Source organism: Arenicella xantha (genome assembly GCF_003315245.1).
Classification (GTDB): domain Bacteria; phylum Pseudomonadota; class Gammaproteobacteria; order Arenicellales; family Arenicellaceae; genus Arenicella; species Arenicella xantha.
Genome location: NZ_QNRT01000001.1, coordinates 1,331,445 through 1,344,158, shown reverse-complemented (window position 1 = coordinate 1,344,158; position 12,714 = coordinate 1,331,445). Strand labels below are relative to the sequence as shown.

11 protein-coding genes are annotated in these 12,714 nt (G+C 47.2%); 1 reads left to right on the top strand and 10 read right to left on the bottom strand.

Going from position 1 to position 12,714, the window contains the following annotated elements; translation table 11 throughout:
• Positions 1-5: 5 nt before the first annotated feature.
• Positions 6-665: a 16S rRNA (guanine(527)-N(7))-methyltransferase RsmG gene (gene rsmG / locus DFR28_RS05765; RefSeq protein ID WP_113953311.1), complete on the bottom strand. Its 660-nt coding sequence runs from the start codon at positions 663-665 to the stop codon at positions 6-8.
• Between the two features lie 168 nt (positions 666-833).
• Positions 834-2,714, bottom strand: a complete 1,881-nt coding sequence (gene mnmG / locus DFR28_RS05760) for a tRNA uridine-5-carboxymethylaminomethyl(34) synthesis enzyme MnmG (RefSeq protein WP_113953310.1) — start codon at positions 2,712-2,714, stop codon at positions 834-836.
• Positions 2,715-2,925: 211 nt separating this feature from the next.
• On the opposite strand from mnmG, the gene DFR28_RS05755 reads away from it, so the two are divergent.
• The gene (locus DFR28_RS05755) at positions 2,926-3,801 is read left to right on the top strand and encodes a polysaccharide deacetylase family protein (protein WP_113953309.1); all 876 of its coding nucleotides are present in this window, start codon (positions 2,926-2,928) and stop codon (positions 3,799-3,801) included.
• A 5-nt stretch (positions 3,802-3,806) separates the two neighbouring features.
• Here the strand turns inward: DFR28_RS05755 and DFR28_RS05750 are convergent, their stop codons facing one another.
• From DFR28_RS05750 to yidC, 8 genes are all read right to left on the bottom strand, one after another.
• Entirely contained in the window at positions 3,807-4,907 is a 1,101-nt protein-coding gene (locus tag DFR28_RS05750; protein WP_170131988.1) for a lipase secretion chaperone, read from the bottom strand.
• Positions 4,908-4,924: 17 nt separating this feature from the next.
• Complete coding sequence (locus tag DFR28_RS05745) at positions 4,925-5,839, bottom strand: esterase/lipase family protein (protein ID WP_113953307.1); 915 nt, start codon at positions 5,837-5,839, stop codon at positions 4,925-4,927.
• Between the two features lie 22 nt (positions 5,840-5,861).
• Positions 5,862-6,203 (bottom strand): cupin domain-containing protein, encoded by a 342-nt coding sequence (locus DFR28_RS05740; protein ID WP_113953306.1) that lies wholly within the window; start codon positions 6,201-6,203, stop codon positions 5,862-5,864.
• A 93-nt stretch (positions 6,204-6,296) separates the two neighbouring features.
• Positions 6,297-7,331, bottom strand: a complete 1,035-nt coding sequence (locus DFR28_RS05735; protein ID WP_113953305.1) for a hypothetical protein — start codon at positions 7,329-7,331, stop codon at positions 6,297-6,299.
• A gap of 128 nt (positions 7,332-7,459) precedes the next feature.
• Positions 7,460-8,617, bottom strand: a complete 1,158-nt coding sequence (locus DFR28_RS05730) for a hypothetical protein (protein WP_113953304.1) — start codon at positions 8,615-8,617, stop codon at positions 7,460-7,462.
• A 284-nt stretch (positions 8,618-8,901) separates the two neighbouring features.
• The gene (locus DFR28_RS05725; RefSeq protein ID WP_147250935.1) at positions 8,902-9,552 is read right to left on the bottom strand and encodes a hypothetical protein; all 651 of its coding nucleotides are present in this window, start codon (positions 9,550-9,552) and stop codon (positions 8,902-8,904) included.
• Positions 9,553-9,648: 96 nt separating this feature from the next.
• Positions 9,649-10,968: a tRNA uridine-5-carboxymethylaminomethyl(34) synthesis GTPase MnmE gene (mnmE, locus tag DFR28_RS05720; RefSeq protein WP_113953302.1), complete on the bottom strand. Its 1,320-nt coding sequence runs from the start codon at positions 10,966-10,968 to the stop codon at positions 9,649-9,651.
• 11 nt (positions 10,969-10,979) lie between these two features.
• Positions 10,980-12,695, bottom strand: a complete 1,716-nt coding sequence (gene yidC / locus DFR28_RS05715; protein WP_113953301.1) for a membrane protein insertase YidC — start codon at positions 12,693-12,695, stop codon at positions 10,980-10,982.
• Positions 12,696-12,714 lie beyond the last annotated feature (19 nt).

Sequence of the window (12,714 nt, the reverse complement as noted above, 5' to 3'; positions counted from 1 at the left end):
TCGGATTATTTAGGTGCGCTAATCACAATTAAGTTGCGTTGCGCGTCCAGCTCAGGAACTTTAAGTGCAAAGGTATCAAATTTTAGGTTTAGCTTCTTGAGAACTTTCAACTCTTCTTTCGGAACAACCCCTTTCATGGCCAACCATCGACCATTTGGCGCTATCGCTCCGCGCGAGCCATTAACGAAGTTTTCAATGCTGGAAAAAGCTCTAGCGGTAATCATGCCAAACTTTTCCTTAGGATGAAAATCCTCAATTCGTACGTTTTCTACAGTGAAGTTTTTAAGCTGTAACTTATTCGCCGCATACATCTGAAATTGCGCTTTTTTATTCCGCGCCTCCACTGATGTCACAGCCAAAGCCGGTGACAAAATCGCTAAAATCATACCGGGCAAGCCAGCACCACTCCCTACATCCAGTAACGAAGCGCCTTTCACATACGGCCGAATGCTCGCGCAATCAAAGATATGGACGCTGAGCATTTCCTCTAAATCGTCAACGGCAGTTAAATTGTGAGTTTTATTCCACTCAGCCAATAACTCCATAAAGACGACAAGCTTATCGATGGCTTCTTCGCCATAGCTAACATCAAGCGTATCCAGTCCAGACTTTATACGGCCGGCTAAATACGCGTGCTGCTCTTGTTTTGTTTGAAAATCATTCATGTCGGTTTTATCTACCCAGCGTTAAAAGCGCCCCAAAAGAACAAAACTCGGTCGCTGATTATAGGCTAAGCCTGATTCGAACAGAAACTTAATACAGCATTGCATAGAAAAGGCCATGTTTTCGCCATTTTTAGAAACACCAGGCTTAATGCTCAGATAGTGAAATAACTAGGCTGCTCGCCCATGCTTTTTCAAATACACCAGCAGTAGCGAGATCGCGGCAGGGGTCACACCCGAGATACGAGATGCCTGACCGATAGTGGTGGGTTTGTGTTCATTTAACTTCTGCGCCACTTCGTTTGATAGTCCATTAACCACTGAATAATCCATATCGACCCGCAACATAGTTAACTCATGGCCTTTTTGCTTCTCAACTTCGGCTTGTTGACGTTCAATATAGCCGTGATATTTTGCCTGTATTTCCAGCTGCTCAGCCACACTAGGGTCGTCAACGGGCGTGCCAGCACCAGGCAAAGTCATCAAGGTTTGATAGGTTGCTTCAGGCCGACGCAGCAACTCCATCAAATTGGCTTCTTTTTTTAATACGTTTCCAACTACTTGTTGCGCTAACTCGTCCGGCACCGTGCCAGGCCGTAACCATGTGGTCTTTAGGCGCTGCTGCTCCAATTCAATAGACTCTCTTTTGTTACTAAAAGCGGCCCAGCGGGCATCGTTCACCAAGCCCAGCTCGCGCGCTTTTTCAGTTAAACGCAAATCTGCGTTGTCCTCACGGAGCAAAAGTCGGTACTCTGCTCGTGAGGTGAACATCCGATACGGCTCTTTGGTTCCCATGGTGATCAAGTCATCAACTAACACACCTATGTATGCCTGTGAGCGCGTCGGATACCAGCCTTCTTGATCTCGTGATTGACGCGCTGCGTTTAAGCCAGCGATTAAGCCCTGACCACCGGCTTCTTCATAGCCAGTGGTTCCGTTGATCTGGCCCGCGAAAAACAAGCCGTCTATGTATTTTGTCTCGAGCGTCGGTTTTAAACCACGCGGATCGAAAAAGTCGTATTCGATGGCATAACCAGGGCGAACTATTTGCGCTTGTTCAAATCCTTTAATCGAACGGATAAAAGCATGCTGTACGTCGTAGGGTAGGGATGTTGAAATCCCATTCGGGTACACCTCATGCGTCTTCAACCCTTCTGGCTCGACGAAAATCTGATGTGAGTCTTTATCCGCAAACCGCACAATTTTGTCTTCTATAGACGGGCAGTAACGTGGCCCAACCCCTTCAATTACACCACTGTACATTGGCGAGCGATCCAGGCCCGCACGGATCAGATCATGCGTTTTGCTGTTGGTGTAGGTAATGTGGCAATTAACTTGTGCTGGATGCTGTGAGGCATTGCCCATATAGGAAAATACCGGCGTCGGAGTATCACCAGGTTGCGCTTCCATCACCGAAAAATCAATTGATCGCGCATCTAATCGGGCTGGTGTGCCAGTTTTCAGTCGATCGACCGTGAAAGGCAGCTCTCTGAGGCGCGTTGACAACGCATTTGACGGCGGATCTCCGGCCCGACCACCTTGGAAATTTTGCAACCCAATATGAATAATGCCACCCAAAAAGGTGCCGGTTGTAAGCACTACCGTTTTGGCTCTAAATTTAAGCCCCATTTGAGTAACGACGCCGGTTACCCGATCATTCTCAATAATCAGGTCATCAGCCGACTGTTGGAATAGTGATAAATTCTCTTGGTTTTCGACCATTTCACGCACCGCCGCTTTATACAAAACTCGGTCAGCTTGTGCACGAGTGGCTCGTACCGCTGGGCCTTTGCGGGCATTTAGCGTTCGAAACTGAATGCCGCCTTGGTCGGCTGCCTCTGCCATAACCCCGCCCATGGCATCAATTTCTTTTACAATGTGGCCTTTGCCAATACCACCGATGGCTGGGTTACATGACATTTGGCCGATGGTTTCAATGTTGTGAGTAAGCAGTAGAGTGCGCGCACCAGTTCGTGCCGACGCAAGCGCCGCTTCAGTACCGGCGTGGCCTCCGCCGATAACAATCACATCATAAGATTCAGTGTGGAACATGGTTATGCGTTAATATTGTTTGAATTGCTTAATAATTGAGCGGATTCTAGCGCTTTGTCGGTGGTCTGTCATTGATGGATTGACATCTTCAGCGACTAATTTATTCACCAGATTCAACGGCTTTTCTAAAATTCTTAATAGGTCGCCTCAAGCAACGCTTGTCTAGACCGTGCATAAACCCCAGTTTTTTGTCTAAACACGGAGAACACTGATGTTATTACTGAGTAAATTTTACCGAGCTCCAGCCGCTATTAGGACGAGTCATCGCGGCAGCCACTTAACAATCAGCGTCATGCGCTATTTGGTTACCGGTCTGTTGCTGCTGGCAAGCCTCACTGTTTACGCGGCGTCGAGTGTGGTGTCCGCCCCAGCAAAAGCTTGGCCAGACGGTCGAGTAGCCGCACTCTCTCTCACCTATGACGATGCACTGGCAAGCCAATTGGATATAGCCATACCAGAGTTAGATAAGCGTGGCTTGTCGGCTACTTTTTATATCACGATCGAATCGCCGGTATTCCTGGCACGTTCTCAGGAGTGGCAACAAGCCGCGAAGAATGGTCACGAACTTGGTAACCACACGCTAATTCACCCTTGTTACGGTAGCTCAGTGATTCCAGATCGCGACTGGATTACCGAAGAATCTGATCTTAGCAATTATTCAGTCGCTCGTGTGGTACGAGAAGCCAAATTGGCAAATGACATATTGCAGATGCTCGATCAACAACAACGACGCTCTTTTGCCTATCCGTGCGGCGATACGAGTGCTGCACAAACTAGCTTTATCGATGCAATCCAACCTCTATTTGTGGCAGCTCGACATGGTGGGAATCAAACAAGTCTCGCACAACGTTATCAACTACCGTCCTATGCAGCAGTCGATGTTGATGGCGATGCGATGATTGATTATGTGAAAAGTATCATGGCGTCTGGAACCTTTGGTTCCATCACCTTTCACGGTGTCGGCGGCGATTATTTATCGGTCAGCGCGCAAGCACACCGCAAGCTACTCGACTTCTTAGCTGCCAATAAGCAGCAGCTATGGGTTGCTACCGTTAAAGAGGTTGCCGACTACTATTATGCGCCTTAACCGAGTCACTCTTGTCCCAAGTCACGTAGCGCAGCTTGGGTCTGTTCCTCCGGTGTCACAAAGAATCGTTGTTTAAGCTGGTCTAATGCGTCTGAGGCCACGCTCTCATCTGCTGTGAGTTGGCTAACTGTATTGCGATATTGTTGATACCGTGTGTCGAAATTTCGTTGTTGCTGGCGATACTCGATGACCCGATCTGCTTCGTCAGCAGGGTAACCATACGCAGTTAGTAGATCATAGATCTCACTATCGTCTTGTTCAGATACTAAGGCTGACTGCAGTGTTTTTTGAGTTGCTTCCTGTACTTGTTGCTGGCGTGCATCACCAGCCAATTCAGCCGGTAAGGAGTCCAGTAGCAGGTCTGTTTGCTGCGCTTTTTGCTCTGGGTTAAGTGATTCATTGGCGCCAACTTCCAAGGTCCGCAGAGTGAATTCAGCATATTCGTCTTCAAGCCCAAACAATGCTTGGTTGGCGCCAACACTAAAACGGGCAGCACGCTCGGCTTTCAGCTGTGCATAACTCTCTCGTAGTATGACCAATGTATCCGCATCAGTCATTGAGGCATTGGTTATCGGTGTTTGTTGTAATTCGAATTCAAACTGCTTATAGCGCAAATAGTTTTCCAAAAGATCAAGTGCATCGTGCTGCGCTTGCGCTGGTAAATACGCCTGAGCGTAACGTACAATTTCATCAATTCCTGCTTCTGCGCCTAACTCATCAGCAGTACTGAGAAAATAGTCGAAAAAGTCTCGAATTCCAATATTCAAAATTAACTTGCCGCTCGCATCCGCTTGCAGCGCACCATCAATATCAGTGCCGTGCAAGGAAGCCGAAATCACCGCTTGGTCATGAGTCCGTGGCGTGGAGTAGGCCACAGCGTGATCTATCTCATCAACTAAACTATCATTGGTGGCTAAGTGGCTTACACTGGTGGCTAAGTGGCTTACTGAGTTAGTTTGTTTAGCCGAGGCAACGCGCTCAATCAACGACGAAACTTGGGGCGCAGAATGGGCTGGTGGTTTGACCAGCAAGTAATGATTTGCCAGCAACAGTATTGCGATAAAACACAATACTGTTGCTGTTAGCGTGACATAAGTTCGTTTCACTAAACTACCATAGCTTGTTATAAACCTTTGTTACGTAAACGGTTTGCTTGATAGCGATATAGCGACACTGGGTTGGTCCAACCACGCACACCAAACAAGTGGTTAATCGCATCCACATGGTTCAAGCTGTAACTGGTACTAATCACTTGTCCGAGTCGGGCTGAGCACACTCCCACCAACCCGTCATTTTGCTCGCCTGCAAACGCCAGTGATGTTGCACTTAGAAACGGGTCGGTTAGATCAAATACATTAGTAAACGCACGATTGCCAGACCACGAAAACATCTTAATGTTATAGCCGTTAATATTGACGTCCTCATTCATCGAAGCACAATTTGGGTCGATACCTTTATTACCTAACGTCTGATTTAACGCCATTGAACCGGCAGTGCTTAACGTTTTCGCGCTGGCAATAGAGTCCTGTGCATTATTCGCACCTGAGATTAGATTAATAACACCGCCCACCGCGTCAAGAATGCTGCCAACAAGATTTTGAGCTACGCCTTCTGGAACTAACCCAAGTAACACATCCGCTACTTTCGAACCACGATTTACACCATTTACAGAAGTAACGGACGCAACTTTATTCGGTACCAAAGATGCCGCCACACGCGATGTCGGAGAACCTTGGCTATGCCCAATTAGGTTGAATTTGCTCTCACGTAAACCACTTAGATAGTCGGCCAGTTGTTCGCCACGGGCTTCCGACGAGTTGAAAGCTGAAACCGATGGGACATACACCTTCGCGCCAGACCGGCGGAGGTTATAAGGAATCGTGTGGAAATAGCCAATTAACCCACCAACACTGTCAAATCCGGAAAAACCATGAACCAGCACAATAGGGTACTTCGTTTGGGTATAGCCTGCTGCGGATACTAGGTTAGCGCCAAGCAGCAGGTTGATGGCAATAATTGCCAATAGTAATTTCTTCATTAGTTAACTCCATTATTTGTATTTATGGTTGGAGCTCTTGGTAATTCTCTATGTCAAATCTCGGTGTGCATACGGCTAAAAACACTAGGTCTTGATCTTCTAAATTCTCGATCGCCTGCGCTTGGTCCGGTGGAATCACAACCACGTCGCCGGCTTCGACTAACCAACTTTTTGAACCTACCGTCACCTGTCCTCGACCTTGCAACATAATGTAGCGCTCGGTGGTCGCAGTAAGCGCATGTAGCTTGGTGGTTTGGCGCGGCTCAACCCTCACATGGGCGACTGACACGGTTTCATCATCCGGAGCGTTATGCCACTCTTGAATGAAACAGCCTTCTTTAAAATAATACTCGTCGGTACTCATTTAATTAGTCGGATATTAGCCGGTCAGGAGATTGAATTGGTCAACATAGAGAGGGCTTCTTGAGTAGTCAAGAAGCCCGTCAAGAGACCGGTATTAATTGTTTAGCGTATCGTACACATTGGCTGACATGCTTTTGCTACTACCGTTTTTAACTGATCGGACTTTGTACCACCAACTCCACCATGTTTTTCCAGTGCTGGTAGCGAAATCGACTTTAACGCCTTTCGTCGTATTATTGGTCACAGTCGTAAAGTCACCGCTGCGAGCATTGCTGATCGCTTCACTGTGAGCAGTGCTCTCGCCCATTAATACCGCATAGTGATTATAGAATAATGAACTCGGCCCATTAGCTGAGCGGACTTGACCATTGACGCGAACTGATCGACTGCACGAATCATAGGCCGACGATGAGCTTGCTCCACAAGCGCTGTGCATTGGCACGACGCTATCGTCACTGCCTTTAATGAATGCTTTGGTCGCGCCCAAATACTCAGTACCTTCACCGACAAAGCGTAAACGTGGCACGGCATTATTACTGCGAGCGATATTGCGCGCTGCGGCAGGTCGCAGGTCATTCAATACGCCTAATGCAGCGGGGGTCGGGTCAAAGCCTAAAAAGGTTCGAATCGCTGCCTTTTGTACTGCATTCACAACGCCGCTGCCATTGGCAATATTAACGGCCACATCGGCTAGTTCAGTACCTCCACCGGCACCAGCAAAATCCAGCACCGCGATTACCTTAAAGTTATTTTGATTTACGCCCCATTGGCCGAGCCGGGTAAGCGCATCGCGCAGCACCAGGTCACCGGTAGAATGCGTAACGAACACACATCCATTAGCGCATGTTCTTGCGGCTTCTAAACTCTTGATCTGACTCTCAATGGTATCTTTGATATTACCGGTAACGCGACCAGTCGATGGCCAGTACAAACTGCGCTCCGCGCGGTTCTGCCAATACGCCTGCCAATAGGCATTTGCATTATTTTGTTGAGCACTGGCGTTGGGGTTGCTCTTCAAGTCAGTGGGCTGAAAGCCATGAACTAAGATCACATTTTTGCCGCCCAATGTTGCCTGTGCGGCGACACTGAATAGGAGTGCGGACAGTACAATAAGTACTTTTGTTTTCATGATTTATCCTCTGGTGATAGTAACTGCTATGTTGATATTTAGCGCCGCACTCTATGGTGCGTTGGCACTTTTTAGTCTTTTATTATTGGAACCAACATCACAACTGTTCCGGGTACTACATCATTACGTTACCTCGCTTCATTAGGTTCTTCATCTGAGGAATCATCGACTCCTCCTAGGTTTCGTAAAAATTCTAATCGCTCGCCTGCTAGCTCATCTTGATAGGGCACATCGTCATACTGTGAGAACGGAAACCCTTGAATTTCAAACTGAGGTTGAACACTACCAGCAGGCACATCGAATGTTTCGCCACTAGCCGCCCCGCGATAGGTATTGATATTTCTCAGTATATACGGGCCTTCAGACCCCATCGCGCGCAAGGCCTGAAAGTGTGCTTTTAACATCAATACACCATTACCCAATGGCAATTGGCCTTCAGTTTGAAGCTGCAACAATGGTTGCCCGCTAGCTGCATCGGCTAACACGGCATTGGCAAAATAGTAACCCGGCTGATTAACTGAATATTGCAACGGTATAAGTAGATATTCTGCTTCTTGGCGTACATACGGTACTGCCACTAGCTGCGCCGCCGCTTGCGTATAGCGCAACGGCACGGTGGTGAATAATTGCTGTTCTCCAATCGACACCACAATTTTGACCAACATCTCGGTGCTCAAACTACCCGGTGGCGCCACACGCGTATCAAAATTGCCGACAAAATTACTAAGACTTGCATCCGTGGCGGTTAGTTCTGTGACCAAAGGTGTAGCGCCCACCGCAGAACTTAACTCAGCATTAGCTTGCACAAACGTGTCTGCTGGCGCGCCGGTTACCAACAGTCGTACGGTCATGACATCCCCTTGGAAATATTGATATCGATCGACCGCTGCTGACAAACGAATAGGCGCATCGCTTCCTTCCACCGGAAATGGCAAATCGACCTCGGTCTCCTCGAACGGTAGCGGCTCGCGAACCATATCTGGATTGGTGATAGGTTGAGAAAAATGTGGGTATTTTGATGCCGCTTCATACAAGTCCGCTACCTGTAACATTTGCGCACGCATTGCTGCATCTTGGTAGGGGTCTATTTGATCATCAGCACTAAACTCAGCAGTGGTGATTGGCGAACGGGCTTTTACGGTTTTGTTAATCGCTTGCGTAAGTGGAGCTTGCGATCGAGTCTTAATATCTAACTCTGGGTCTGGTGTTTGACCGGTCGGCCAAAAGGCATACGACACAACGATCAATAGCAACACCACAAGACCCGCTAGCTGCCAATGTTTCATTGAACTGCGCCAGCCAATATTACGCTACCAAACACACGTCGGTATCGCCGATTAATATTAGAGGATGCACTCCAATACAATATAGATGCACTTAGCTTCATTTGCCGCTATCGGGATTAAGGTTAATTGAACTATCTACGGTAGACTGCTCTTATCGGTTAATTTGCATTTTTCTAAAACGCGCTTACTTTTAACAAACTTATTCATACCAAACCAGACTGAATGTCTATTATAGGCGCAATATTGGATATAACCAAAAAGAATATAAGGTATTACTAAAAATTCTATCCGTTGTTTGGTTTATTCATATCCAGTACAAATGTTTCCTTCGGCGCGCAATCCTTAATTAGGTAGGATCCCTCTGTATCAACTCCCAATCCGTCGCTACTCAACAATTGAATGATTTTAGTACCACAAACACGCTTACCATTCACCACTGTCATGAACACTCCACTATCAGTTGGCAGCATATCTCGAGTAATTTCTGTCGGTGACTCATCCGGCACATAAACGGTTTCAAAGGTTTGACTAAACGCGTTGACCTCTTGTTGATTCGAATTTGCGTGCTGTTTAGTTTCCTCTTGAAGAAAAGATCTAAACTCAGAACTGACAACAGTGGTCGGTAAGCGAACGGTTGGTATGGGCTGAGGGTCATCTTTCGCATTCGCCACAAGCACGGTTGTTGGCGTCACAGCGGAAGGATCCTCTTGCTTGACTGGCTCTGTAAGCGACTCAGGCTCTGGCGGGAGAACGTCTTGTTTGAGCTCCTGCAGTTCTGGCTTCTGGGTAAGCAACTGTACCGAAAGGGGAGGGCTACTTGCTAAGTTTGATTGTGTCGGTGTGATTATTGTTTGGCTGAGAATCAATCCATGCAGAACTACCGCAACAAATGCGGCAGACATCAGCCTGAGTTTGGGAGCACCTATACCTAACATCGATGAATCTTAATCAGGGCTCGCAAACAATTAGTCTTTGTGATGAATGTTTAATCTAACATTCCCGACCCAGCTAAAGAGACTAGCGTCACTGGACTATTTACCAATACAGAAACCACTAAATATCTCGCCTAATAAATCATCTGCACTAAACTCACCAGTAATTGAGTTCAATGACTGCTGCGCTTGCAATAGTTCGTCAGCCAACAACTCACCGGCATTGTTTATCTTTAGCTGATCTATGCCACGTTTAACCGCATCGCGCGCTTGCTCTAATGCCGTTAAATGACGGCGACGTGCAGTAAACAACGTTTCTCCTTCTTGGGAATAACCTGCCAACTGCTTAATATAGTCACGTAGCTCTGTAATACCGGTACCGTGTTTAGCCGATACCTGCAGGGCAGCGCCAAGGTTTGTCGGTGGAACTAAATCTATTTTGTTGTAAACCAACGTTGTGGCTTTATGGTCGACACTAATCGGTGGCTCATCAGCGTCGCTGGCATCGACAATAATGAGCACATGGTCGGCTTCATTGATGGCTTTTCGCGCGCGTTCTATGCCTATTTTCTCTACCGTATCATCACTCTCGCGTAAACCCGCCGTATCAATAATATGAACCGGTAAGCCATCTATGTCGATCGTTTCTCGGACCACATCACGGGTGGTTCCTGGTATATCCGTAACGATTGCCGCTTCATGGCCTGAAAGCGCATTTAGTAAACTGGATTTCCCTGCATTGGGTTTACCGGCTATCACTAAACTCAAACCATTGCGCAAAATAGCTCCTTGGCCAGCTTGTTTAATGGTTTGTTGCAAATCCGTTTGTAGTTGGTCAATACGTTGACGCAGTTTTTCGTCAGCCAGAAAGTCTATTTCTTCATCTGGAAAATCGATCGCGGCTTCGACATACATTCGTAACTCGATCAACTGCTTCAGTAGCGCATTTACATGTCGTGAAAAATCGCCTTGCAACGAGCGCATTGCGCCTTTTGCTGCTTGCGCGGTGCTACTGTCAATCAAATCAGCAATTGCTTCGGCTTGAGTTAGGTCGATCTTGTCATTCAAGAAAGCACGCTCTGAAAACTCTCCAGCTCGAGCTTGACGTGCGCCCAGTCGAATTAGTTCAGTTAGTAACAAATCTTGTATGACTGGGCCGCCGTGACCCTGAATTTCGACTACGTCTTCGCCGGTAAAGGATCGTGGTCCCGCAAAATAAAGCGCTAGCCCTGTGTCGATCACCTCCTGGTTAGCATCCTTGAAGTGCGCGAATACCGCTGTACGTGCTGGTAGCGTTTTGGCCGTTAGTTGTTGTCCTAACGCTAATGCTTTGGGGCCAGATAAACGGATTACCCCCACACCACCTTTACCTGGTGGTGTGGCGATCGCAACAATCGTATCCGGCTGATTTGCGCTCAGAGAACTCTCCGTTATTTGCTTTCTTGTTGCTTATAGTTGAACCACTGTTGTGCCATGGTGAGTAGGTTGTTCACTACCCAATACAACACCAAGCCTTGTGGAAAAGTCATAAACAAGAAGGTTAACGCGAACGGCATAATCATGAAGACTTTCTTCTGAATGTCGTCCATTGGTGCAGGGTTTAGTTTTTGCATGAAAAACATCGACAAACCCATCAACACCGGCAATACATAGTACGGGTCTTTAGCCGATAGGTCTTGCCACCATAGTGCGAACGGCGCTTGGCGCATTTCAACACTTTCGAGTAGAACCCAATACAACGCAATAAAAACTGGTATTTGAATCAACATCGGCAAGCAACCGCCGGCTGGGTTGACCTTTTCCTTTTTGTAAAGCGCCATCATTTCCATTTGGTACTTTTGACGGTCATCTTTGTAGCGTTCTTTCAAAGTCTGTAATCGCGGTTGCAATTTTCGCATCTTACCCATCGAGCGGTAACTCGCTGCCGAAAGAGGGTAGAACAAGGCCTTGATCGCAATGGTCAACAAGATAATAGCCCAACCCCAATTGCCAACAACTTTATGAAACCAGGTTAATGCAGTGAATAACGGGTCAGCAATAAAGGTCAACATGCCATAGTCTACGGTCAACGCTAGACCGTCCACACCATCATCTTCTAATTGCTTTAAACGTGATTGCTGCTTCGAACCTAAATATGCTCGCACACTGAATTGACCTACCTCGCCAGGTTGAACCACGGTCGCCTGCGTGTCCTTCAAACCAACTCGATATTGCTTGGTACCGTCGGTTGAAATCGAGCTGTAAAACTTTTTAACGCCATCGTTGGGTATCCATGCCCCGACGAAGTAGTGTTGTAACATGGCTACCCAGCCATTATCCGTTTCGACTTGCAGGCCAATTTTCCCATTGACCGGTTTCTTTTGTAGATCGTCGAGGTCGTCAAAATCAATTTTTTGATACTTCTCTTCGGTGCTGTAAATCGCCGCACCGGTATAGCTCGGCAAACGGCCGAAACCACCACCACTATCTTCCGGGATTGAACGACTGAATTGAGCATATTGATAGCCAGTCCAAGCCGTGTCACTGCCGTTAAGGACCGCGTAATCGATAGCGACTACATAGCTATTGCTGCTAAATGTCAGTGTTTTGGTAAACGTTATACCTTCTTCAGACACGTACGTTAGCGGAACTTTAACTTGTTCTGCTGCGCCCAAGACATAATTACTTTGAGACGACCGATAATGCGTTTGGTGCGATGGCGCCTTACGTGCCGACAACAAGCCATCTTGCGCGACAAAGATATCATTACTGGTTTTATGTAATAACGGAAAACCCTGATCTGGCTGCTCTAACGAAACCGGCTCTTCCTTAAGTTCTAATCGCTCGATCACTCCGCCAACTGTATTAATGTGAGCGACAATCATGTCGGTCTCAACCGTAATCACGGTAGATAAGTCATTTACCACCTGCAACTCTGGAATAGCTGGCAACGATTCACTAGTGGCCACATCTAAACTGGGTAGTTCGTCACTAGTTTGAGAGTTGGCGTCCACCGGTAAATCGGGTAGATCGCTTTGCACGGCTTGTTGCGTCGCTTGCGTCTGTATTGCATTTGCTGGATCGGTTGAAAACTCGGTCCATTTTATATACAACACAGCGAGTATCGCTATGAGTCCGATTAAGAGTATGTGTCGTTGATTTTCCATTTTAATGGCTTGTCGCTTA

Coding starts and splice junctions, on each gene's coding strand:
- DFR28_RS05745 (WP_113953307.1), bottom strand. CDS start 5,839: ATGAAGAAATTACTATTGGCAATTATTGCCATCAACCTGCTGCTTGGC.
- yidC (WP_113953301.1), bottom strand. CDS start 12,695: ATGGAAAATCAACGACACATACTCTTAATCGGACTCATAGCGATACTC.
- DFR28_RS05755 (WP_113953309.1), top strand. CDS start 2,926: ATGTTATTACTGAGTAAATTTTACCGAGCTCCAGCCGCTATTAGGACG.
- DFR28_RS05740 (WP_113953306.1), bottom strand. CDS start 6,203: ATGAGTACCGACGAGTATTATTTTAAAGAAGGCTGTTTCATTCAAGAG.
- DFR28_RS05730 (WP_113953304.1), bottom strand. CDS start 8,617: ATGAAACATTGGCAGCTAGCGGGTCTTGTGGTGTTGCTATTGATCGTT.
- DFR28_RS05735 (WP_113953305.1), bottom strand. CDS start 7,331: ATGAAAACAAAAGTACTTATTGTACTGTCCGCACTCCTATTCAGTGTC.
- mnmG (WP_113953310.1), bottom strand. CDS start 2,714: ATGTTCCACACTGAATCTTATGATGTGATTGTTATCGGCGGAGGCCAC.
- rsmG (WP_113953311.1), bottom strand. CDS start 665: ATGAATGATTTTCAAACAAAACAAGAGCAGCACGCGTATTTAGCCGGC.
- DFR28_RS05725 (WP_147250935.1), bottom strand. CDS start 9,552: ATGTTAGGTATAGGTGCTCCCAAACTCAGGCTGATGTCTGCCGCATTT.